The sequence below is a fragment of the Leptothrix cholodnii SP-6 genome (assembly GCF_000019785.1).
Taxonomy (GTDB): domain Bacteria; phylum Pseudomonadota; class Gammaproteobacteria; order Burkholderiales; family Burkholderiaceae_C; genus Sphaerotilus; species Sphaerotilus cholodnii.
This window is the reverse complement of record NC_010524.1, coordinates 1,792,934-1,816,177: the sequence shown is the minus strand read 5'-3', so window position 1 is coordinate 1,816,177 and position 23,244 is coordinate 1,792,934. Positions and strand designations below refer to the sequence as shown.

At 66.6% G+C, this 23,244-nt stretch carries 21 protein-coding genes and 5 tRNA genes; 8 read left to right on the top strand and 18 right to left on the bottom strand.

The annotated features are described in order from the left end of the window. Positions 1–24: 24 nt before the first annotated feature. Both nusA and rimP read right to left on the bottom strand, forming a co-directional pair. Positions 25–1,503 carry a transcription termination factor NusA gene (gene nusA, locus LCHO_RS08505; protein WP_012346728.1) on the bottom strand — a complete coding sequence of 493 codons (1,479 nt, stop codon included), beginning with the start codon at positions 1,501–1,503 and terminating at the stop codon, positions 25–27. Further along, a complete protein-coding gene (rimP, locus tag LCHO_RS08500; RefSeq protein WP_012346727.1) occupies positions 1,500–2,051 on the bottom strand; it encodes a ribosome maturation factor RimP in 552 nt (183 codons plus the stop codon). Before rimP ends, nusA begins: the two co-directional genes overlap by 4 nt. 342 nt (positions 2,052–2,393) lie before the next feature. Here rimP and fabI point away from each other — a divergent pair, with 342 nt between their 5' ends. The 8 genes from fabI (at position 2,394) to LCHO_RS08460 (ending at position 11,020) form a co-directional block, all read left to right on the top strand. Then, entirely contained in the window at positions 2,394–3,191 is a 798-nt protein-coding gene (gene fabI / locus LCHO_RS08495) for an enoyl-ACP reductase FabI (RefSeq protein WP_012346726.1), read from the top strand. A gap of 17 nt (positions 3,192–3,208) precedes the next feature. Further along, entirely contained in the window at positions 3,209–3,907 is a 699-nt protein-coding gene (locus tag LCHO_RS08490) for a response regulator transcription factor (protein WP_012346725.1), read from the top strand. A gap of 33 nt (positions 3,908–3,940) precedes the next feature. Continuing rightward, positions 3,941–5,461 carry a sensor histidine kinase gene (locus LCHO_RS08485; protein ID WP_012346724.1) on the top strand — a complete coding sequence of 507 codons (1,521 nt, stop codon included), beginning with the start codon at positions 3,941–3,943 and terminating at the stop codon, positions 5,459–5,461. Positions 5,462–5,615: 154 nt separating this feature from the next. Further along, a complete protein-coding gene (locus LCHO_RS08480; RefSeq protein WP_050757473.1) occupies positions 5,616–6,863 on the top strand; it encodes an ABC transporter substrate-binding protein in 1,248 nt (415 codons plus the stop codon). A gap of 177 nt (positions 6,864–7,040) precedes the next feature. After that, positions 7,041–7,928, top strand: coding sequence for a carbohydrate ABC transporter permease (locus LCHO_RS08475; protein WP_012346722.1), 888 nt, complete (start codon positions 7,041–7,043; stop codon positions 7,926–7,928). Between the two features lie 12 nt (positions 7,929–7,940). Beyond that, positions 7,941–8,789, top strand: coding sequence for a carbohydrate ABC transporter permease (locus LCHO_RS08470; protein ID WP_012346721.1), 849 nt, complete (start codon positions 7,941–7,943; stop codon positions 8,787–8,789). Between the two features lie 6 nt (positions 8,790–8,795). Next, on the top strand, positions 8,796–9,863 hold the full coding sequence (locus LCHO_RS08465; RefSeq protein WP_012346720.1) for an ABC transporter ATP-binding protein: 1,068 nt from the start codon (positions 8,796–8,798) through the stop codon (positions 9,861–9,863). A 164-nt stretch (positions 9,864–10,027) separates the two neighbouring features. Next, positions 10,028–11,020: a glucokinase gene (locus LCHO_RS08460; protein WP_012346719.1), complete on the top strand. Its 993-nt coding sequence runs from the start codon at positions 10,028–10,030 to the stop codon at positions 11,018–11,020. A gap of 51 nt (positions 11,021–11,071) precedes the next feature. Here the strand turns inward: LCHO_RS08460 and LCHO_RS08455 are convergent. From LCHO_RS08455 to truA, 16 genes are all read right to left on the bottom strand, one after another. Further along, positions 11,072–11,148: transfer RNA gene (locus tag LCHO_RS08455), tRNA-Asp, on the bottom strand. 1 nt (position 11,149) lies between these two features. Further along, positions 11,150–11,225: transfer RNA gene (locus LCHO_RS08450), tRNA-Glu, on the bottom strand. 57 nt (positions 11,226–11,282) lie between these two features. Then, positions 11,283–11,359, bottom strand: a tRNA-Asp gene (locus LCHO_RS08445). A gap of 61 nt (positions 11,360–11,420) precedes the next feature. Then, positions 11,421–11,496, bottom strand: a tRNA-Glu gene (locus tag LCHO_RS08440). Positions 11,497–11,531: 35 nt separating this feature from the next. Then, a tRNA-Ala gene (locus tag LCHO_RS08435) sits at positions 11,532–11,607 on the bottom strand. Positions 11,608–11,658: 51 nt separating this feature from the next. Next, positions 11,659–13,065, bottom strand: coding sequence for a glutamate--tRNA ligase (gltX, locus tag LCHO_RS08430; RefSeq protein ID WP_012346718.1), 1,407 nt, complete (start codon positions 13,063–13,065; stop codon positions 11,659–11,661). Between the two features lie 4 nt (positions 13,066–13,069). After that, the gene (locus LCHO_RS08425; protein ID WP_012346717.1) at positions 13,070–14,311 is read right to left on the bottom strand and encodes an O-succinylhomoserine sulfhydrylase; all 1,242 of its coding nucleotides are present in this window, start codon (positions 14,309–14,311) and stop codon (positions 13,070–13,072) included. An 11-nt stretch (positions 14,312–14,322) separates the two neighbouring features. Further along, on the bottom strand, positions 14,323–15,840 hold the full coding sequence (purF, locus tag LCHO_RS08420; protein WP_012346716.1) for an amidophosphoribosyltransferase: 1,518 nt from the start codon (positions 15,838–15,840) through the stop codon (positions 14,323–14,325). Between the two features lie 89 nt (positions 15,841–15,929). Continuing rightward, positions 15,930–16,439, bottom strand: a complete 510-nt coding sequence (locus LCHO_RS08415; protein WP_012346715.1) for a CvpA family protein — start codon at positions 16,437–16,439, stop codon at positions 15,930–15,932. Positions 16,440–16,450: 11 nt separating this feature from the next. Beyond that, entirely contained in the window at positions 16,451–17,308 is an 858-nt protein-coding gene (locus tag LCHO_RS23690; protein ID WP_190274843.1) for an SPOR domain-containing protein, read from the bottom strand. A 69-nt stretch (positions 17,309–17,377) separates the two neighbouring features. Next, positions 17,378–18,691: a bifunctional tetrahydrofolate synthase/dihydrofolate synthase gene (gene folC / locus LCHO_RS08405; RefSeq protein WP_012346713.1), complete on the bottom strand. Its 1,314-nt coding sequence runs from the start codon at positions 18,689–18,691 to the stop codon at positions 17,378–17,380. 91 nt (positions 18,692–18,782) lie between these two features. Beyond that, positions 18,783–19,655 carry an acetyl-CoA carboxylase, carboxyltransferase subunit beta gene (accD, locus tag LCHO_RS08400; RefSeq protein ID WP_012346712.1) on the bottom strand — a complete coding sequence of 291 codons (873 nt, stop codon included), beginning with the start codon at positions 19,653–19,655 and terminating at the stop codon, positions 18,783–18,785. Beyond that, on the bottom strand, positions 19,652–20,467 hold the full coding sequence (gene trpA, locus LCHO_RS08395; protein WP_012346711.1) for a tryptophan synthase subunit alpha: 816 nt from the start codon (positions 20,465–20,467) through the stop codon (positions 19,652–19,654). Before trpA ends, accD begins: the two co-directional genes overlap by 4 nt. After that, positions 20,464–21,750: a tryptophan synthase subunit beta gene (gene trpB / locus LCHO_RS08390; protein WP_012346710.1), complete on the bottom strand. Its 1,287-nt coding sequence runs from the start codon at positions 21,748–21,750 to the stop codon at positions 20,464–20,466. Before trpB ends, trpA begins: the two co-directional genes overlap by 4 nt. Before the next feature lie 17 nt (positions 21,751–21,767). Continuing rightward, on the bottom strand, positions 21,768–22,430 hold the full coding sequence (locus LCHO_RS08385; RefSeq protein WP_012346709.1) for a phosphoribosylanthranilate isomerase: 663 nt from the start codon (positions 22,428–22,430) through the stop codon (positions 21,768–21,770). Positions 22,431–22,441: 11 nt separating this feature from the next. Further along, the gene (gene truA / locus LCHO_RS08380) at positions 22,442–23,230 is read right to left on the bottom strand and encodes a tRNA pseudouridine(38-40) synthase TruA (protein ID WP_012346708.1); all 789 of its coding nucleotides are present in this window, start codon (positions 23,228–23,230) and stop codon (positions 22,442–22,444) included. Between the last annotated feature and the right edge of the window lie 14 nt (positions 23,231–23,244).

Below are 23,244 nucleotides of genomic sequence, written 5' to 3'. Positions count from 1 at the left end.
GTGCGGCGTCGGTCAGCGTCGGGGTCAGGCCGTGAACCAATGTTCACGGGCCTTGAGGATCAGGGCCTTGGCGGCGTTGTCGTCGATGCCGGTCATTTCGGTCAACTCGTCGACAGCCAGATCGGCCAGATCGTCACGTGTGTGGATGCCACCATCGGAGAGCTTGCCGATCAGCTCGGCATTCAGGCCCTCGAGATCACGCAGATCCTGCGACACCTCGTCGACCTTCTCCTCGTTGACGATTTCCATCGTCAGCAGGGCATCCTTGGCGCGGGTGCGCAGCTCGTGCACGGTATCTTCGTCGAACGACTCGATCTCGAGCATTTCCTGCATCGGCACGTAGGCCACTTCTTCGAGGCTGGTGAAGCCCTCGGCAATCAGGATGTCGGCCACATCCTCGTCGACGTCGAGCTTGTCGACGAAGAGCTTGCGGATCGAGTCGCTCTCGGTGGCCTGCTTGGCCTGCGATTCTTCGGCCGTCATGATGTTGATGCGCCAGCCGGTCAGCTCGGACGCCAGCCGCACGTTCTGGCCACCGCGACCGATCGCGATCGCGAGGTTTTCCTCGTCGACCACCACGTCCATCGCATGCTTTTCCTCGTCGACGACGATCGACTGCACGTTCGCCGGAGCCAGCGCGCCGATCACGAACTGCGCCGGATCTTCCGACCACAGCACGATGTCGACCCGCTCGCCCGCCAGTTCGTTGGTGACGGCATTGACACGCGAGCCGCGCACGCCGACGCAGGTGCCGATCGGATCGACGCGCCGGTCATGCGAGACCACGGCGATCTTGGCGCGCGAACCGGAGTCACGCGCGCAGCTCTTGATCTCGAGCAGGCCTTGTTCGATCTCGGGCACTTCCAGGCGGAACAGCTCGATCATGAATTCGGGCGCCGAGCGCGACAGCACGATCTGCGGACCACGCAGGGTCGGATCGACCTCGACGATGATGGCGCGCACGCGATCACCGGTGCGCAGGTTTTCCTTCGGGATCAGCTCGCTGCGCCGCAGGCGGCCCTCGACGCGCCCGCTCTCGACCACCAGATCGCCCTTGTCGAGGCGCTTGACGGTGCCGACGAAGATCTTCTCGCCACGCGACATGAAGTCGTTGAGCAGCTGCTCGCGCTCGGCGTCGCGGATCTTCTGCAGGATCACCTGCTTGGCAGCCTGTGCACCGATGCGGCCGATCGGCACCGACTCGACCGATTCCTCGAGGTAGTCGTCCACCTCGATGTCGTCGATCTGTTCCTTGGCCTCGAAATGCAGGATCTCGGCCTCGGGCAGCTGCAGACCGGCCTCGTCGGGAACGACGTGCCAGCGGCGGAAGGTCTCGTAGACCCCGGTGTCACGATCGACGGCGACACGGATGTCGACCTCGCCTTCATAAAGCTTCTTGGTGGCAGAGGCCAGCGCAGCCTCGACAGCGCCGAACACCACCTCGCGGTCGACGTTCTTCTCACGCGAGATCGCGTCCACCAGCATCAACAATTCGCGGTTCATTCTTCGTGACCTCCGGTTTCCTGGGCCGCACCCTGGGGTGCATCGGCCGTCTGCCGCATGCGGCCCTTGAAGTCCACCACCGGCACCAGACGTGCCTCGCGGACCTCGTCGAGCGCAAAGCCCAACACCTTGTCTTCCTTGCCGTCCTGGAACACCAGCTCGAAGCCCTGCTCCGGGGTGTCGCCCGCCTGCCTGAGCAGGCCGCGGTAATTCTTGCGCCCCTGGAACGGGGCCTTGAGCGTCACATCGACATCGGAGCCCAGGAAACGCAGGAAGTCACCGACCTTGCGCAAGGGCCGATCCAGACCCGGCGAGGACACCTCGAGCCGGGAATAGTCGACGTTCTCGACCTCGAACAGATAACGCAACTGTCGCGTCACCAGCTCGCAGTCTTCAACCAATACGAATTCGCCCGGGCCGGTCAGATAAACGGAGCCAGGCACACGATCGATGTAGACGCACAACAAACCACGGGCACTGCGCTCGCACTCGACGAGCTCATAGCCCATCCCGGTCACTGTCGTCTCGACGGCCTGCTGCCAATTCATCAATACCTACCCATGCCTCACGTTGTCAAACCGAACCACCTGGCCTGCGCACACGGCAAGACCAAAGGCAGCCCGAAGCCGCGCAGTGCCCGCAAGATGCCATGACGCATCTTGCACACCACGCAAGCCGGCTGCCGCATCACTCGCCCCCAGCGGGGCAACTGCGGTGTATGCCACCAGGATTCGCGCAAAAAAAATGGGCTGGATGCCTCCGCCCAATCGCCCGATCAGCGTTTCTCGCGAAAGCGGGATGATACTCGACAGTCGCCATTCGGGCAACAACACGTGAAGTTTGCCAACATTGCATGCGAGAATCTGCCGCTCATTTCGCATGGAGACCTCATGGGCTTTCTCGCTGGCAAGCGCCTTCTGATCACCGGACTGCTGTCCAACCGCTCGATTGCCTACGGCATTGCGCGCGCCTGCCACCGCGAAGGCGCCGAACTCGCTTTCAGTTACGTGGGTGAACGCTTCAAGGAACGCACGGCCGAGTTCGCAGCCGAATTCGATTCCAAGCTGATCTACGACTGCGACGTCGGCAGCGACGAACAGATCGATCGCATGTTTGCCGACCTGGCCAAAGACTGGGAAGGCGGCTTCGACGGCTTCGTGCACTCGATCGGCTTCGCGCCGCGCGAGGCCATCGCCGGCGACTTCATCGAAGGCCTGAGCCGCGAGTCGTTCCGCATCGCCCTCGACATCTCGGCCTACAGCTTCCCGGCCATGGCCAAGGCAGCGCTGCCCCACCTGCGTGAACGCAGCTCGATGCTGACGCTGAGCTACCTGGGCGCGATGCGCGTGGTGCCGAACTACAACACCATGGGCCTGGCCAAGGCCGCGCTCGAAGCCAGCGTGCGTTATCTCGCGTCGAACCTGGGCCCGCGCGGCATCCGCGTCAACGGCATCTCGGCCGGCCCGATCAAGACCCTGGCCGCCAGCGGCATCAAGGACTTCGGCAAGCTGCTGGCGCTGTTTTCGCAGAACGCGCCGATTCGCCGCACGGTCACGATCGACGAGGTCGGCAACGTCGCCGCCTTCCTGCTCTCCGACCTGGCCTCGGGCATGACGTCCGAAATCACCTACGTCGATGGCGGCTTCAGCCATGTGATGGTGAGCAGCAGCGGCGCCGAGAGCACCTGAACCCAAGGCGAGCCGACGTGCGCGCCCTGCTGGCCGAAGACGACGCCATCCTGGCCGACGCCCTGTCGGCCAACCTCCAGGCCGCCGGCTTCGAGGTCGAGGTGGCCGACAACGGCGCGGTGGCCGAGTACCTGCTGATCCGCCAGTCCTTCGACGTCGGCATCGTCGACCTCGGCCTGCCGATGGTCGACGGGCTGACCGTGGTTTCGCGGGTACGCCAGGCCAAACCCAAGCTGCCGCTGATCATCCTGACGGCGCTCGACGGCCTCGAGCACCGGGTCGCCGGGCTCAATGCCGGCGCCGACGACTACCTGACCAAGCCGTTCGACTTCCCCGAACTCGAGGCTCGCATCCGCGCCGTCCTGCGCCGCTCGCAAGGTGGCGAGCCGGCGTCCGCCTCGACGGACGACAGCCCGGCGGCCACGGTGGTGGCGCAGCTGCAGTTCGACCGCGACACCCGCCGCGCCACGGTGGCCGGCCAGCCGATCGAGCTGTCGCCGCGCGAGTGGCTGCTGCTCGATCTGCTGCTGAGCCAGCGCCGCAAGGTCATCACCAAGGAACAGATCGCGCAGGCCTGGTCGGCCGACCTGTCCGAGAGCGGTGGGCCGAGTTCGCTCGAGGTCTACATCCACCGCCTGCGCCGCAAGCTCGAAGGCTCGGGCGTGGGCATCCGCACCGTGCGCGGCCTGGGCTACCTGCTCGAAACCCAGGACTGACAGCGCACCGGCGCCCGTCCACACTGCGGGCCCATGGCCGTGCCGCATCGCCTGCTCCATCGACTGCCGGTCTTCTCGCCGGGACGCAGCTCGCTGCATCGTCACCTGCTGCTGTGGCTGGTGCTGCCGCAACTGGTGCTGTGGCTGGCCGCCGCCGTGGTCAGCTACAACGTCGCGTTGCGTTACGCCAACCTGGCCAACGACCGCAGCCTGTCGTTGTCGTCGCGCGCGCTGGCGCGCCAGGTCAAGCCAGTCGGAAGCGGCCTGTACGTCGACTTTCCGAGGGCCGCCAAGGACATCATCGAGACCGATCCGGACGACCGCGTCTATTACATGGTCAGCACGCCGCCGGGCGAGTTCATCCTCGGCAACCTGAAGCTGCCGCTGCCGCCGGCCGACGAGCCGACACCGATCGGCCAGCCGGTGTTCTACGACGCCCGCATCGACACCGCCGAGGGCGTGACCGCCGTGCGGGTGGCCGCCATCACGCTCAACTGGGGCGAGCCGGATCAGCCGCAGCGCATGCTGGTGCAGGTCGCCAAGAGCCGGGTCAGCCGCGAGGCTCTGGCGCGGCAGTTGCTGTTCGACACCGCGCTGCCGCTGTCGCTGCTGATGGCGGCGATGTGGACGCTGGTCTGGATCGGCATCCGCACCGGCCTGGCGCCGCTGGCGCGGCTGCGTGATGCGGTGAGCGGGCGCGCAGCCAACGACCTGGCGCCGATCGAGCTCGATTCGGCCCCCGAGGAAGTGCGCGACCTGGCCGGCGCGATGAACGCCCTGCTGGCTGCCGTGCACGAGAACGTCATGAACCAGCGCCGCTTCATCAGCGACGCCGCCCACCAGTTGCGCACGCCGCTGGCCGGGCTCAAGGGCCAGACCGAACTGGCGCTCAAGGAAACCACCGATCCGGCGCTGCGCACCCGGCTCGAACGGGTGCACGAAAGCGCCACCCGCAGCGCCCATCTGGTGACACAACTGCTGACGCTGGCACGCGCCGAACCCGAATCCAGCGCCGCGCTCGGCCGGGTCTGTTTCGACCTGCGCCGGCTGGTCCACGAACTGACCGCCGAACTGGTGCCGCGCGCCCTCAAGGCCGGTATCGACCTGGGCATGGACGACAGCGCCACCGCCGACGACGTGGCGCTGCCGGTGCTCGGCCAGCCGCTGCTGGTGCGCGAGGCGCTGATCAACCTGATCGACAACGCGATCCGCTACGCCGGCCGCGGCGCGGAAGTCACCGTGCGCTGCCTCGGCCCCGACCACGGCGTGATCCTGGTCGAAGTCGACGACAACGGCCCCGGCATAGCGCCGGCGATGGCGCAACAGGTTTTCGAGCGCTTCTTCCGCGGCACCACCGAAGGCAGCGGCTGCGGACTCGGGCTGGCGATCGTCAAGGAGATCGTCGAGCGGCACCAGGGCAGCGTCACGCTGTCGGCCTTGCGACCGCACGGCGTGCGGATGCAGATCCGCCTGCCGCTGGCCCAGCAGCCGCTCAAGAGCCCGGGCCCTGCAGGCCGGACGACCGGCGGCGGATCTGGCGCAATCGAAACGTGAATCGGGTTTTCACCAATTATTAATACTTTAACGACACATTAATCTTCGCTCCTGCTGAGGGGTCGGAGGGTCCGACCCGCAGTCAAAACGGTGTCCCAGACCGCAACCAGCGGCACCCCACCCCACGGAGATAGCGCACATGAACAAGATGGAAATGACCTTGGCCCGCACCCTGCTGGCCACCGCCGCTGTGATCACCCTCAACGGCGTGGCGCAAGCCGGCGAAGTCGAGGTGCTGCACTACTGGACGTCGGGCGGCGAGGCCAAGTCGGCCGCTGCGCTCAAGGCCCAGCTCGAGAAGCAGGGTCACAGCTGGAAGGACTTCGCGGTCGCCGGCGGCGGTGGCGAATCGGCCATGACGGTGCTGAAGTCGCGCGTGGTCTCGGGCAACGCCCCGGCCGCGGCCCAGATCAAGGGCCCGTCGATCCAGGAATGGGCGCGTGAAGGCGTGCTGACCAACCTCGACGAAACCGCCAAGACCGAGAAGTGGGACACCCTGCTGCCGCCGGTGGTCGCCGACGTCATGAAGTACAAGGGCAAGTACGTCGCCGTGCCGGTCAACGTGCACCGCGTCAACTGGCTGTGGGCCAACCCCGAAGCCCTGAAGAAGGCCGGCGCCAAGCTGCCGACCAACTGGGACGAGTTCTTCGTCGCCGCCGACAAGCTGAAGGCCGCCGGCATCATCCCCGTGGCCCACGGCGGCCAGTCGTGGCAGGACTTCACCACCTTCGAGAGCGTGGCGCTGGGCGTCGGTGGCGCCGACTTCTACAAGAAGGCCCTGGTGCAGCTCGATCAGGCCAGCCTGACCAGCGCGACGATGGAAAAGGTCATGACCACCTTCAAGAAGGTCAAGACCTACACCGACAAGAACGCCCCGGGCCGTGACTGGAACCTGGCGACCGCGATGGTCATCAAGGGCGAAGCCGGCATGCAGCTGATGGGCGACTGGGCCAAGGGCGAGTTCGTCGCCGCCGGCAAGGTGCCGGGCAAGGACTTCCTGTGCGCCGCCGCCCCCGGCACCGCCAAGTCGTTCACCTTCAACGTCGACTCGTTCGCGATGTTCCAGGTCAAGGGCGACGACAAGGTCAAGGCCCAGAAGGACCTGGCTGCCGCCATCCTGTCGCCCGAGTTCCAGGAGGTGTTCAACCTCAACAAGGGCTCGATCCCGGTGCGCCTGAACATGCCGATGACCAAGTTCGACGACTGCGCCAAGCTGTCGAGCAACGACTTCGTCGCCACCAACAAGGGCGGCTCGCTGGTGCCGTCGATCGCCCACGGCATGGCCGTCTCGTCGGCCGCGCAAGGCGCGATCCAGGACGTCGTCAGCCAGTTCTGGAACGACGACAAGATGAGCGCCAAGGACGCGGTCACCAAGATCGCCACCGCCGCCAAGACCAAGTAAGTCTGGCCGGCCGGAGCGGGCGCAAGGCCCGCTCCGCAAGGCATCTTGCCGTGCCGGCATCGGGCCTTCGTGCTCGCTGCCGGCACCCGGTGCGGCCCGTTGCGGCCCGCGCCCACTCTCTTTGACTCTCGAAACGCCGCGGCTGACCCGCCGTGCCGCCCCGGGGAGAACCACACCATGTCGAGATCGACCGCCAGCGTGCGGCTGGACCGCTGGTTGCCACGCATCGTGCTGGCACCCAGTTTCGTCCTGTCCTTCCTGTTCATCTACGGCCTGATCGCCTGGAACGGCTACCTCTCGGTGTCGGCCTCGCGGCTGCTGCCGAACTACGAATTTGTCGGCCTGGAGCAGTACGCCATCCTCTGGGAGAGCGAGCGCTGGATGGTCGCGCTCAAGAACCTGGGCATCTTCTCGGTGCTGTTCATCGGCTTCGCGATGGTCGTCGGCCTGTTCCTGGCGGTGCTGCTGGACCAGAAGATCCGCGCCGAAGGCGTGCTGCGCACGATCTACCTGTACCCGATGGCGCTGTCGTTCATCGTCACCGGCACGTCGTGGAAATGGATCATGAACCCGGGCCTGGGCATCGAGCACCTGATGCACCAGTGGGGCTTCGAGAACTTCAGCTTCGACTGGCTGGTCGACCCGGAGATGGCGATCTACACCGTCGTGATCGCGGGGGTCTGGCAGAGCGCCGGCTTCGTGATGGCGCTGTTCCTGGCCGGGCTGCGCGGCATCGACGAGTCGATCATCAAGGCGGCCCAGATCGACGGCGCCAGCCTGCCGCGCATCTACCTGCGCATCATCATCCCGAGCCTGCGGCCGGTGTTCTTCAGCACGCTGATGGTGCTGGCGCACATCGCCATCAAGAGCTTCGACCTGGTGATGGCGCTGACCGCCGGCGGCCCCGGTTTTGCCACCGACGTGCCGGCCACCTACATGTACACGATGGCCTTCAACCGCGGCCAGATCGGCCTGGGCGCCGCGTCGGCCACGATCATGCTGGCGACGGTGGCGGCGATCGTCGTGCCCTATCTCTACAGCGAGCTGCGCTCGTCACGCAAGTAAGGGCGGCACATCATGAAAACCTTCCATCGTTTCGTCCTGTTCGGCCTGCTGGCCGTGTTCGCGGCGTTTTTCCTGCTGCCCTTCTACGTGATGCTGGTCACCTCACTGAAGGACATGAACGAGATCCGCAACGGCAGCCTGCTGGCACTGCCGCAGGCACTCGACTTCACCTCGTGGTTCAAGGCCTGGGGCAGCGCCTGCACCGGCATGGACTGCAGCGGGCTCAAGCCGTATTTCTTCAACTCGCTGATCATGATCGTGCCGGCCGTGGCGATCTCGACCACGCTGGGCGCGCTCAACGGCTACGTGCTGACCAAGTGGCGCTTCAAGGGCAGCGAACTGCTGTTCTCGCTGATGCTGTTCGGCGTCTTCATGCCGCTGCAGGTGGTGCTGCTGCCGATGTCGCAGGTGCTGGGCTGGGTGGGGCTGTCGGACTCGGTCTGGGGCCTGGTCTGCGTGCACGTGCTGATGGGGCTGGCGTCGACCACGCTGTTCTTCCGCAACTACTACATCGGCCTGCCTGACGAACTGATCAAGGCGGCGATGCTCGACGGCGCGGGCTTCTTCCGGATCTTCTGGCGCATCGTGCTGCCGCTGTCGACGCCGATCCTGGTGGTGACGGTGATCTGGCAGTTCACCAACATCTGGAACGACTTCCTGTTCGGCGTGGTGTTCTCCGGCGCCGACTCCAAGCCCATCACGGTGGGTCTGAACAATCTGGCCAACACGTCGAGTTCCGTCAAGGAATACAACGTCGACATGGCCGCTGCATTGATTGCCGCACTGCCGACGCTCGCCGTCTACGTGCTGGCTGGCAAATACTTTGTGCGCGGCCTGACGGCCGGCGCGGTGAAAGGCTGATCGATCATGGGCGCACTCTCCATCCGCAACGTCCGCAAGAGCTTCGGCGACGTCAACATCCTCAAGGGCATCGACATCGAGATCGAAAAGGGCGAGTTCCTGATCCTGGTCGGGCCGTCGGGCTGCGGCAAGTCGACGCTGCTCAACATGATCGCCGGGCTCGACGAGCCGACCTCGGGCACCATCCACATCGGCGATCGCGACGTCACCCACGCCCTGCCCAAGGACCGCGACATCGCGATGGTGTTCCAGAGCTACGCGCTCTACCCGAACATGAACGTGGCGCAGAACATCGCCTTCGGCCTGGAGATGCGCAAGGTGCCGCCGGCCCAGCGCCAGGCCGCCGTGGCGCGCGTGGCCAAGATGCTGCAGATCGAGCACCTGCTCGAACGCAAACCGGGCGCGCTGTCGGGCGGCCAGCGCCAGCGCGTGGCGATGGGCCGGGCACTGGCGCGTGACCCGCTGCTGTTCCTGTTCGACGAGCCGCTGTCCAACCTCGACGCCAAGCTGCGCGTCGAGATGCGCGCCGAGATCAAGCTGCTGCACCAGCGCACCAAGACCACCACCGTCTACGTCACGCATGATCAGGTCGAGGCCATGACGCTGGGCGACCGCATCGCGGTGATGAAGGACGGCGTGGTGCTGCAGTTCGGCAGCCCGGACGACATCTATGCCCGCCCGGCCACCAAATTCGTGGCCGAGTTCATCGGCTCGCCGTCGATGAACATGCTGCAGGCCAGCCGTGCCGCCGGCGGGCTGCACGCCAAGGGCATCGACCTGCAACTCGGTGCGCCGGAACGCGCCAGCCTGGCCGCGCAGACGGGCACCGACTGGATCTACGGTCTGCGCCCCGAGGCGGTCAGCTTTGCCGACGCCGGCCTGCCGGGCCGCATCAGCATGGTCGAGCCGACCGGGCCTGAAACCTACGCGAGCGTCGAGACCGGCGCGGGCGTGGTGGTGGCGCGTGTGCCCGGCAAGCTCGACCGCCGCGTGGGCGACAACGTGCACCTGCACTGGTCGGCCGGCGACGTGCACCTGTTCGACGCCAGCACCGAGATCCGGCTAGCCGCCTGAGTCGAATCGGCTGCCGTCGAGGCACTCGGCGGCAGTCGCCTCGCAGGTGGTTCTCTGCATGTAACCCGAGGCACGCCACACGGGCACAGCGCCGCGCTACGATGCGCGGCGCACTTGTTTGCGTCCATCGCGCGCAGCCCTTTTCTCCCTCGCCGGCCCATGACATGAAGCATCCAGAACCCTACGCGCCCTATCCCCGTCTGGTGGCCGACATCGGTGGCACCAACGCCCGCTTCGGCTGGATCGCCAGCGCGCCGCCGCCGGGAGAAGAACCTTCAATCACGGATGTCGACACCCTGCCGACTGCCGACCACGCCCAGCTCGCCGATGCCGTTCGTGCCTATCTGGCGCGCCTCGGCCGGGGCGCACCCGGCTCGATGGCATTCGGCATCGCGAACCCGATCACCGGTGACGACGTGCGCATGACCAATCACCACTGGAGCTTCTCGATCTCGGCCCTGCAGGCCGAGCTGGGACTCGAGCGCCTGGTGGTGATCAACGATTTCACGGCGCTGGCGCTTGCACTGCCTTCCCTCAAGCCGCATGAACTGCGACAGCTCGGCGGCGAGGCGGCACTGGCGCAGGGGCCGATCGCCTTGCTGGGCGCGGGCACCGGCCTCGGCGTGTCCGGGCTCCTGCACAGCGGGCAAGGATGGATGGCGCTGTCCGGCGAAGGCGGGCATGTCACCCTGGCGGCGGCCGACGATCGTGAGGCGGCGGTGCTTGCCGTCATGCGCCAGCGCCACGGACATGTCTCGGCCGAACGGGCGCTGTCGGGCAGTGGTCTGGTCAACCTCTATGAGGCGGTGAGCGAGGTCCGCCAGGCGACGTCAGCCCGACTCAGCCCCGCTGACGTGACGCGCCAGGCACTCGATGGCAGCGACGCGGCTTGCGTCGAGGCCCTGCAGCATTTCTGCGCGTTTCTCGGCAACGTCGCCGGCAACCTGGCGCTGACGCTGGGCTCGACCGGCGGCGTCTATCTGGGCGGCGGCATCGTGCCGCGTCTGGGCGATTTCTTCGACCGCTCGGCGTTCCGCGAGCGATTCGAATCCAAGGGACGCTTCAAGGGCTATCTGACCCGGATTCCGGTCTTCGTGATCGACGCCAGCGTGTCGCCCGCACTGGCCGGTGCCGCACGCGCATTGGGCGAAGACTGAATACAAGAAAGCCGCTGCAAGTCAGCAACTTGCAGCGGCTTTTCATGATGTTGGCGGAGTGGACGGGACTCGAACCCGCGACCCCCGGCGTGACAGGCCGGTATTCTAACCAACTGAACTACCACTCCTTGGCGACTCCTAGGGGATTCGAACCCCTGTAACGACCGTGAAAGGGTCGTGTCCTAGGCCTCTAGACGAAGGAGTCTTCAACTTCTAAAAACTAACGGGCCATGATTATTAAGCATGGCCCGCAGGCAAAACTTGGCGGAGTGGACGGGACTCGAACCCGCGACCCCCGGCGTGACAGGCCGGTATTCTAACCAACTGAACTACCACTCCACGGCAGTGACGTATCGAACCTATGCAGCTTTTGCCGCGCAGGCCAAGTCACGTCAAAACTTGGCGACTCCTAGGGGATTCGAACCCCTGTAACGACCGTGAAAGGGTCGTGTCCTAGGCCTCTAGACGAAGGAGTCTGAAACTTCAACACATCAACGACGAAACGCTTTTATGGTGGAGGTAAGCGGGATCGAACCGCTGACCTCTTGCATGCCATGCAAGCGCTCTCCCAGCTGAGCTATACCCCCGTTTTTTGGAGCGTCTCGTCGTTCAAGCGAGAATGCAATTATGGAGTATCTTCAAACGCTTTGCAAGCGTTTCAGCACAATCTCTTGTTGAAACAGTTCGAGCACGGCATCGACCGACGGTGTCTGAGCGCGACCGGTGACCAGAACCCGCACCGGAACAGCGAGCAACGGCATCTTCAGCGCGTGCGTTGCAATGGTTTCCTTGATGCACAGGCTGATCGATGCCTTGTCCCAGCTGGCCAGCGCAGCGAGCTTGTCGCGCAGGGTCTGCAGAGCCGGCCGAACGGCGTCCGTGACGTGGGCTGCCAGATCCTGTTCGCTGGCCTGGATCGGCACGAAATACATCGACAGCCAGTCGGCCAACTCGACCGTGGTGCTGCAGCGGTCCTTGAACAAGGCACACATCCGCGCCAGCCGCTCGTCCACAGGGACGAGCAGCTCGCGGCGCGCGAACTGCTCGGCCACAAGGCCCGCGAGCACGCCGTTGTCGCACAGCTTCATGTGCTGAGAGTTCACCCAGCGCAGCTTGGCTTCGTCGTACTGGCCGGCACTCTTGCCGAGGTGATCGAGGTTGAACCACTCGATGAGTTGCGCGCGCGAGAAGATCTCGTCGTCGCCATGGCTCCAGCCCAGCCGCGCCAGGTAGTTGACGACCGCATCGGCCAGAAAACCCTCTTCGCGATACTGCGTGACCGGCTTGGCGCCATGGCGCTTGCTCATCTTCTCGCCCTGCTCGTTGAGCACGGTGGGCAGATGCGCGTAGACCGGCGGCTCCTGGCCGAGGGCGCGAAAGATGTGGATCTGGCGCGGCGTGTTGTTGACATGGTCGTCGCCGCGGATCACGTGCGTGATCGCCATGTCGATGTCGTCGACCACGACGCAGAAGTTGTAGGTCGGCGTGCCGTCCGGGCGCGCGATGACCAAGTCATCGAGTTCGTCGTTGCTGATCTCGATGCGACCCTTGACCTTGTCGTCCCAGATCACCGAGCCACCTTGCGGCGTGCGAAAGCGCAGCACCGGCTGGACGCCTTCGGGCACCGCGGGCAGGACCTTGCCGGGCTCGGGCCGCCAGGTGCCGTCGTAGCGCGGCTTTTCCTTGTTGGCCATCTGCCGCTCGCGCAGGGCGTCGAGCTCGGTCATGCTCATGTAGCAGGGGTAGACCTGACCGCGCGCGACCAGTTGTGCCAGCACCTCCTTGTAGCGCGCCATGCGCTGCATCTGGAAGAACGGGCCTTCGTCATGGTCGAGGCCCAGCCACTTCATGCCTTCGACGATGACGTCGACCGCTGCCTGCGACGAGCGCTCGACATCGGTGTCCTCGATGCGCAGCACGAAGGTGCCGCCCGTGGCACGCGCAAAGGCCCACGGATAGAGCGCCGAGCGGATGTTGCCGAGGTGGATGAAGCCGGTGGGCGACGGCGCGAAGCGCGTCCGCACGGGGGTGGAAACTTGTGTCATGGATTCAGATCAGGGCCAGGCCGCGCGCGAGGTCGGTCTTCAGGTCATCGATGTGTTCCAGGCCGACCGCCACGCGGATCATGCCCTGCGTGATGCCGGCGGCCAGGCGCTGCGGCTCGGTCAGGCGGCCGTGCGAGGTGCTCGACGGGTGCGTGACGGTGGTCTTGGTGTCGCCCAGGTTGGACGTGATCGAGCAGATCCGGGTCGCGTCGATCACCGCGAACGCGTTGGCACGCGCCGCATCGGCCGCGTCACCGCGGGTCACGAAACTGACCACCGCACCGCCTGAGCCGCCCTGCTGCGCCATCGCCAGCTCGTGCTGAGGATGCGACGGCAGGCCCGGGTAATAGACCCGAGCCACCTGCGGCTGCACCTCCAGCCACTGCGCCAGCGCCAGCGCGGTCTCGCTCTGCGCCTTCATGCGGATCGACAAGGTCTCGAGTCCCTTCAGCACCACCCAGGCATTGAACGGCGACAGGCACATGCCGGCCGAGCGCATCAGGGCCATGAACGGGCCGTCGATCAGCGCCGCCGGGCCGCAGACGGCACCGGCCACCACGCGGCCCTGGCCGTCGAGGTACTTGGTGCCCGAATGGATGATCAGGTCGGCGCCCAGCTTGACGGGCTGCTGCAGCGCCGGCGAGCAGAAGCAGTTGTCGACCGCCAGCAGCGCGCCCGCACCGTGGGCGATGTCGGCCAGTGCGCGGATGTCGCAGACCTCGGTCAGCGGATTGCTGGGCGTCTCGGCAAACAGCAGCCGGGTGTTGGGCTGCAGCGCGGCGCGCCACTCGGCCACGTCGGTCTGCGAGACGAACGTGGTCTGCACGCCGAACTTGCCGAACTCGGCCTGCAGCAGCTTGATGGTCGAGCCGAACACGCTGCGCGAGCAGATGATGTGATCGCCCGACTTCAGCAGCCCCATCACCAGCAGCATGATGGCCGACATGCCGCTGCTGGTGGCGATGCAGGCCTCGGTGCCCTCGAGCGCCGCCAGCCGGCGCTCCATCATCATCGTGGTCGGGTTGGTGAAGCGACTGTAGACGAACGCCTCTTCTTCATTGGCGAACCGCGCCGCCGCCGTCGCGGCATCGGGATGCACGAAGCTGCTGGTCAGGAACAGCGCCTCGGAGTTCTCGCCCCAGGGCGTGGCGGGCAGGCCTTCACGCACCGCGATGGTTTCCAGCCGGACATCGGTCGGCAGATCGACGCGCGGCAGGCGGCCGGGCTCTCGGGTTGATCGGCTCATGTCGGCGCCTTTCACTCGCTTGCGTTCTGCAGCGCCAGACGGGTGCGATCAGCCGTCTCTTCGTCCTGCGGCTGCGAACTGCGCTGGGTCAGGATGGCGTCGAAATCCGCCGCCGTGACGTCGCCGGTGATGTAGTGACCGTCGAAACACGAGGCCTCGAAGCCCGCCAGCGCCGGGTTCAGCGCCGACACGGCGCGCTTCATCGCGTCGACGTCCTGGTAGATCAGCGCGTCGCAGCCGATGTACTGACGGATCTCTTCGGTCGTGCGGCCATGCGCGATCAGCTCCGAGTTGGTCGGCATGTCGATGCCGTAGACGTTCGGAAACCGCACCGGCGGCGCCGCCGACGCCATGTAGACCTTGTTGGCGCCGGCCTCGCGCGCCATCTGCACGATCTCTTTCGAGGTGGTGCCGCGCACGATCGAATCGTCGACCAGCAGCACGTTGCGGCCCTTGAACTCCATGCCGATCGCGTTGAGCTTCTGGCGCACGCTCTTCTTGCGCACCGACTGGCCCGGCATGATGAAGGTGCGGCCCACGTAGCGGTTCTTGACGAAACCCTCGCGGTAGGGCTTGCCCAGCTTCTGCGCCAGCTGCATCGCCGACGGCCGGCTCGACTCGGGGATCGGGATCACCACGTCGATCTCGTTGGGCGGCAGCGTGTTGATGACGCGCTGCGCCAGGGTCTCGCCCATGTTGAGGCGCGCGTGATAGACCGAAATGCCGTCGATCACCGAATCGGGCCGCGCCAGGTAGACGAACTCGAACACGCACGGATTGAGCGACGGCGCCACCGCGCATTGCTGCGCGTGCAACTGGCCGTCCATGTCGATGAAGACCGCCTCGCCCGGCGCGATGTCGCGCTCGAAATGATGGCCGGTGCCTTCGAGGGCGACCGATTCGCTGGCGATCATCCATTCGGTGCCGTCGGCGCCGGGCATCGAGCCGATGCACAGGGGGCGGATGCCGTAGGGATCGCGAAACGCCACCAGCCCGTAGCCGGCGATCATCGCGACCACCGCATACGAGCCCTTGACGCGGCGGTGCACCGCGCTGATCGCCTTGAACACCTCGACGGCGGTCAGCGGCAGATCACGCGCCGCCAGCTCGAGCTCGTGCGCCAGGATGTTGATCAGCACCTCGGTGTCGCTCTCGGTGTTGAGGTGGCGTCGGTCGATGCCGAACAGCTCCTTCTTCAGCGCGTGGGCATTGGTGATGTTGCCGTTGTGCACCAGCACCAGGCCGAACGGCGCATTGACGTAGAAGGGCTGGGCCTCCTCCTCGCTGTAGGCGTTGCCGGCGGTCGGGTAGCGCACCTGGCCGAGGCCGATCGTGCCGGGCAGTGCCCGCATGTTGCGGGTGCGGAACACGTCGCGCACCATCCCCCGCGCCTTGTGCATGAAGAACTTGGTGCCCACTGCGGTCACGATGCCGGCGGCATCCTGCCCACGATGCTGCAGCAGCAAGAGCGCGTCATAAATCAACTGGTTGACGGGCGACTTGGAAGTCACCCCGACGATGCCACACATCGATCACTCCGAAAGTTGTAGGTCAGCTGAGCGCTCGACCGGTTGGTAACCAGGCGGGCCTGCCGACAGCAGGTCCGCATTGTCCACGTTCAGCCGCGGCCAGCGCCGCGAACGGGTGTCGTCCAGTCCTTGGGCAGCAGTGGCGCGATGCCCTCGAGCAGCCACACGGTCGCGGCCACCGAGCGGGATTCAGCCCAGAACGGCTGTCGTGCCAGGGGCGTCAGGCCGGCCAGCGTCACCAGCACCAGCACGATCAGCACCGCCCTCAGGACACCGAAGACGCCACCGAGCAGGCGATCGACCGGTGCCAGCGGCGTGGCCTTGAGCACCTGGCTGACCAGCCAGGCCAGCAGGCGCCACGCAAACAGGACCACCACGAAGCACAGCACGAACCCCAGCGCCTGGCGGGCCACCGGACTCATCGGCATCCAGGCGACCGTCAGCCCGACCGGCGCAGCCCAGGCCTGCGCCACCAGCCAGGCGATCAGCCAGCCGATCACCGACATCACCTCCAGCACCAGCCCGCGCAAGACGCCGAGCAGCACCGACAGCAGCCCGACCACGATCACGAACAGATCGATCCACCCGATACCCGCCATGAATTCGGGCGTCAAAGCGGCACGACGGCGCCGGGCAGGCCTGCTGCACGCAACTTCGCGAGCGCACGATCGGCCTCTTCGCGCGAATTGAACGGCCCCAGCCGCACGCGGGTGCGACGGCCACCGGCCGTCTCGACGTCCTGCTCGGTGGCTCGAAGGCCGAGCTTCTCGATGCGCTGGCGAGCCTCGCGCACGGTCGCCGCCTCGGCGAATGCGCCGACCTGAACCATGAACCGCGTGCCGGATTCGGCCTTCGCGGCGGCGGCTTGAGCCTTGTCGGCGGCCGCCTTGGCAGCCGCAGCGGCCGCCGCACGCTCGGCGGCAGCCCGTTCCGCAGCTCGCTCCGCGGCCTTCTCTGCGGCTTTCTCGGCGGCCAGGCGATCGGCGCGGGCCGCTCGTTCTCTTGCAGCCTTTTCCGCTGCAGCGTTGTCCATCACCGGCTTGGCCGCCGGCGCCGGTGCGGTCACGGCCGGCTGGCGTGGCGGACTTGCCTCGATCGCAGCGGTCGACGACGGGGGCGCGGCCTGTGGCAGCGGCTGCGCCGGGGCATCGGGCAGCGTCGGCACAGGCGGGGGAGGCGGCACCGGGATCGGCGCCGGCGCCGCGACGGGTGCAGGCGCCTGGACGGCATCCTTGTGCGGCAGCACGATCGCGATCGAGGTGTCGAGCGGTCGCGGCTGCGATTCGAACACCATCGGCAAGGCGATCACGGCCAGCACCACGAGCACGGCCGCGCCGATCAGTCGACGACGGGCACGCACGCGCAGCCGCTCCGCCGATGCGGCGTCTTGTGCAACGGCAGCGCGTTGCTGACGCCGGGGGTCGCGTTTACGTTGGAAGGAGGAGAACAAACCCATCTGGATCGGCAACGACGCACCGTATTGCGTGGGTGATGACGGCAAGCTGCGACGCGCCCGGTGCGCATCCGCCTGAACGGTTCAACCGAGGTGTGCGCTTCCCAGGCGTGGCACGCCGGCCGACAGAACGCCACCCACTGTGAAAAACGAACCGAAGACCACAATTCTATCAGTGGGGTCTGCCGCCGAAACCGCTGCGGCCAGCGCCTCGACCGGCCCGGCGTGGGTCGAACACGAAGCCGTCGGCAGAGGTGCCAGGCCCGGCGCCCGCGCCTGCCGGGCCTGGCCGACCGCCTCGGCCAGACGGGCTGCACCGGCCGCACGAGGTGTCGGCAGGTCGCAGCAATACCAGGCGTCGACCATCGGCAGCAGCGCCTGGATCAGCCCGGGCAGATCCTTGTCGGCCATCGCGCCGAGAACGGCATGGGTGCGCGGGTAGTAGCCCATCTGATCGAGGTTCTGTGCCAGCACCGCCGCGGCATGCGGGTTGTGCGCCACGTCGAACACCAGCGCCGGCTGGCCCGGCACGATCTGGAAGCGGCCCGGCAGCTCGACCATCGCCAGGCCATTGCGCACCGCCTGGGCCGGCACGGGCAAGACGGGGCGCAAGGCATCCAGGGCGGCCAGCACGCCCGAGGCGTTGAGCAACTGGTTGGCGCCGCGCAAGGCCGGGTAGCCGAGCGAGTTGTGACGCCGCGCGCGGCCGCTCCAGGACCACTGCTGGCGGTCGCCGGCGTAGTTGAAATCGCGGCCGAAGCACCACAGATCCGCACCCAGCTCGGCCGCCCGATCGAGCACGCTCTGCGGCGGCTGCGGGTCGGACACCACCACCGGCTTGCCGGCGCGCATGATGCCGGCCTTCTCGCGGCCGATCGCTTCGCGGTCGGCGCCGAGGTAGTCCATGTGGTCGAGGTCGATGCTGGTGATGATGGCGCAGTCGGTGTCGATCACGTTGACGGCATCGAGGCGCCCGCCCAGGCCGACCTCGAGCACCACCGCGTCGAGCGGCTGAGCGGCCATGCAGTGCAGCAAGGCCAGCGTGGTGAACTCGAAATAGGTCAGCGGCTCATCGCCCCGCGCGGCTTCGACCGCCTCGAAGTGCGCCAGCAGCTGCGCCTCCTTGACGATCTCGCCGTTCAGGCGCAAGCGCTCCTCGAAATGCACCAGATGCGGCGAGGTGTAGACGCCCACCCGGTAGCCCGCCTGCTGCAGGATGGCCTCGAGCATCGCGCAGGTCGAACCCTTGCCGTTGGTGCCGGCAACGGTGAAGACCGGCACGTCGAAGGCCAGGCCGAGGCGCTCGCGAACACGCGCCACGCGCGCCAGCGTCAGGTCGATCGTCACCGGATGCAGGCGCTCGCAATGGGCCAGCCAGTCGGCCAAGGTCTTGGACATGAAGGATGCTGCCGCGGGAGCGAGCAGAAAAGGAGGCCTCAAAGACAAGGGGCGCCTCGCGACGCCCCCCGGGAAATTCAGTCGAGCGATCTCAGGCGACGGCGTCGGCGCTCTGGCGCTGCAGCATGGCCAGCGTGCGGGCGATGGTCGAACGCAGCTGACGGCGGTCGACGATCATGTCGAGCGCGCCCTTCTCGAGCAGGAACTCCGAACGCTGGAAGCCTTCGGGCAGCTTCTCGCGCACGGTGTTCTCGATCACGCGCGGGCCGGCAAAGCCGATCAGCGCCTTGGGCTCGGCGATCACCACATCACCCACGAAGGCAAAACCGGCCGACACGCCACCCATCGTCGGATCGGTCAGCACGCTGATGTAGGGCAGCTTGGCTTTGGCCAGGCGGGTCAGCGAGGCGTTGGTCTTGGCCATCTGCATCAGCGACAGCAGGCCCTCCTGCATGCGTGCGCCACCGGTGGCGGTGAAGCAGACGAACGGCACCTTCTGCTCGATCGCCGCCTCGACGCCGCGCACGAAGCGCTCGCCGACCACCGAGCCCATCGAGCCGCCCATGAACTCGAACTCGAAGGCGGCCACGACCAGCGGGATGCTCATCACCGAGCCGCCCATCACGACCAGCGCATCGGTCTCGCCGGTGGCTTCCATGGCCTCCTTGATGCGCTCGGAGTACTTCTTGCTGTCCTTGAACTTGAGCGCGTCGACCGGCACCACTTCCTGGCCGATCTCGTAGCGCCCTTCCTGATCCAGGAAGGAATCGAGTCGCGCACGCGCGTCGATGCGGTGATGGTGCGTGCACTTGGGGCAGACGTTGACGTTCTGCTCTAGGTCGGTCTTGTAGAGCACCGTCTCGCAGGACGGGCATTTGACCCACAGCCCTTCCGGCACCGTGCGGCGGTCGGTCGGATTGGTGTGCTGGATCTTGGGCGGCAGCAGCTTGTCGAGCCAACTCATGCGTGTGTTCCTTGCAGGGTGTCGAGGGCCGTGCGAATTTCGGCGATGAAACCGGCAGCCACCGGTACCACCCGCTCACGCGGCTCGTTTTCGATCAGTTGAATGATACGGGAACCGATCACCACGGCGTCCGATACCCGGGCCACCGCCACGGCCGTCGCCGCGTCGCGGATGCCGAATCCCACGCCGACCGGCACGCTCACATGGCTGCGGATGCGCGGGATCATGCGGGCCACCGCGTCGGTGTCGAGGTTGCCCGAGCCGGTCACGCCCTTGAGCGACACGTAGTACACGTAGCCGGTGGCGATGCGGCCGACGTCGGCCATGCGGGCATCGGTCGAGGTCGGCGCCAGCAGGAAGATCGGGTCGAGATCGGCCGCACGCAGGCGATCGGCGAACGCCTCGCACTCCTGCGGCGGGTAGTCGACCACCAGCACGCCGTCGACACCGGCCGCACGCGCATCGTCGACGAACCGATCCGGGCCGTAACGCTCGACCGGGTTGGCGTAGCCCATCAGCACCACCGGCGTGGTGTCGTCGGTTTCGCGGAACCGCGCCACCATCGCCAGCACGTCGGCGGTGGAGATGTTGCGCGAGAGTGCGCGTTCACTGGCGCGCTGGATCACCGGGCCATCGGCCATCGGATCCGAAAACGGCACGCCCAGTTCGATCACGTCGGCACCCGCCTTGGCCATGGCGTGCATCAGATCGACCGTGATGTCGGCAAACGGATCGCCGGCAGTCACATACGGAATCAGCGCCTTGCGGCCCTGCCCGGCCAGGCGCGCGAAGGTGGCGGCGATGCGGCTCATTGCACACCCCCGGCCTTGCGCTGGATCTCGACCACGGACGGATCGCCGCCCTTCACGCTCTGGCCGCGGCACGACGGCCGGCAGTAGAAATCGGCGCCCGACAGGTCGGCCACCGTGCCGATGTCCTTGTCGCCACGGCCCGACAGATTGACGAGGACGTGCTGGTCCGGGCGCATGGTCTTGGCCAGTTTCATCGCGTAGGCAACCGCGTGGCTGGATTCGAGTGCCGGGATGATGCCCTCGGCGCGGCACAGGTAATGGAAGGCCTGCAGCGCCTCGGCATCGGTGATGCCGACGTATTCGGCACGGCCGATGTCCTTCAGGTAGGCGTGCTCGGGGCCGACGCCGGGGTAGTCGAGACCGGCCGACACCGAGTGCGTCTCGGTGATCTGGCCGTTGGCGTCCTGCAGCACATAGGTGCGGTTGCCGTGCAGCACGCCGGGGGAGCCGCGTTGCAAGGAGGCCGAATGCTTGCCGCTTTCCATGCCCTCGCCCGCCGCCTCGACACCGATCAGGCGCACGCCTTCATGCGGGATGTAGGGATAGAAGATGCCCATCGCGTTGCTGCCGCCACCGACACAGGCCACCACCGCATCGGGTTGACGGCCCGCGAGGGCGGGCATCTGCACCAGGCATTCGTCGCCGATCACGCGCTGGAAGTCGCGCACCATCGCCGGATACGGGTGCGGCCCCGCCACCGTGCCGATGATGTAGAAGGTGTTCTCGACGTTGGTGACCCAGTCGCGCATCGCCTCGTTGAGCGCATCCTTGAGCGTCTTGCTGCCCGACTCGACCGGCACCACGCGCGCGCCCAGCAGGTTCATGCGGTAGACGTTGGGGCTCTGGCGCTTGACGTCCTCGCTGCCCATGTAGACCACGCATTCCATGCCGTAGCGCGCGCAGATGGTGGCGGTGGCCACGCCATGCTGGCCGGCACCGGTCTCGGCGATCACGCGCGGCTTGCCCATGCGCCGGGCGAGCAGCGCCTGGCCGATGGTGTTGTTGATCTTGTGCGCGCCGGTGTGGTTGAGATCCTCGCGCTTGAGGTAGATCTGCGCGCCGCCCACTTCACGGCTCATGCGTGCGGCGTGATAGACCGGGCTCGGGCGGCCGACGAAATGCGCCAGTTCGTTGCGGAATTCGGCGATGAACTCGGGGTCGTGGCGGTAACGCTCGTAGGCCGCATTCAGTTCGTCGAGCGCGTGGCTCAGGGTTTCGGCGACAAAGCTGCCGCCGTAGATCCCGAAATGCCCGCGGGCATCGGGTTGCTGGTAATCGAACATCGGATCTGTCTCTCGGCTCAATATCCGCTGCTGGCGTCGATCGAACGCGCATCAGCATCACGGACGGCTTCGCAAAACTGGCGCATCAGCACGGCATCCTTGATGCCCTTGGCCGACTCGACGCCAGAACTCACATCAACGGCCCACGGCCGGACGCGAAGCACTCCATCGGTCACGTTTGCAGGATTCAACCCACCAGACAAAACGACCGGACGGGGCACGTCTGAGGGAATGAGCGACCAATCGAAGACCTTTCCGCCGCCGCCATAACCCTCGACATGGGCGTCGAGCAGGATGGCCTGGGCGCTGGTGTAGGAGCGTGCGAAGTTTAACAAGTCGAAACCCGGATCCATGCGCGCAGCACGCAGATACGGTCGGCCCGAGGCCTCGCACTGCGCCGGTGTTTCGTCACCGTGAAACTGCAGCAGCAGGTTCGGGATCTGCTCGCAGGCCCGTTCGACGTCTTCCGGCGACGCATTCACGAACAATCCGACCGGGGTCACGAAGGGTGGCAGGCGCCGAGCCAGATCGCTCGCCAGGGCCAGGCTGACATGGCGCGGGCTGCGTGGATAGAAGACCAGACCGATCGCATCGGCGCCGGCAGCCACGGCCACATCCACGTCACCGGGCCGCGTCAGGCCGCAGATCTTGATGCGTGTTCGGGCAGGCGAAAGAATCATGACAACAAGCCTCAGGCCCCCGGCAGCCAGTCGAAAGCGGGTGTGTGCTCGGGCAGAACAAGCTCGGCATCGTAGCGCGGGCCCAGAAAATACAGCCCGTCGGGAGAAAAGGTCGGCGCCGCCAGCCGGCGGTCACGCGACGCCAGAACCCCGGCGAGCCAGGCCGGATCGCGTGCACCGGTGCCGACCGCGATCAGGCACCCCATCAGGTTGCGGATCATGTGGTGCAGGAACGCGGAAGCCTCGAAATCGAAGCGCCAGTACGGGCCATGCCGGCCGATCCGGATGGTGCGCATCTGCTTGACCGGCGACAGCGCCTGGCAATCGGCCGACCGGAAAGCCGAGAAGTCGTGCTCGCCGATCAGCAAGGCCGCAGAGGCCTCCATGCGCGCCTGATCCAGCGGGCGGAAGATCCAGCCGACCTGCCCGGCCTCCATCGCCGGACGCACCGGCGACTCGAGCAGCACATAGGCATAGCGCCGGGCTCGCGCCGCATTGCGGGCATGGAAGGCATCGGGCACAGGCCGACACCACTGGACCGCCACGTCCGGCGGCAGGTAGGTGTTGGTGCCACGGACCCACGAAAAGGGCTCGCGGTCGCGATCGGTATCGAGGTGGACGACCTGATTGAGCGCGTGAACCCCCGCATCGGTGCGCCCGGCGCAGCTGACGCGGATCGGCGTGGCGGCAAAGCGGCACAAGGCCGCTTCGAGCACATCCTGGACGGTCGCCCCGTTGGTCTGGCTCTGCCAGCCCCTGTAGGCCGATCCGCGGTAGCTCAGGCCCAGCGCCAGACGCAAGGCCGTCGCCCCCG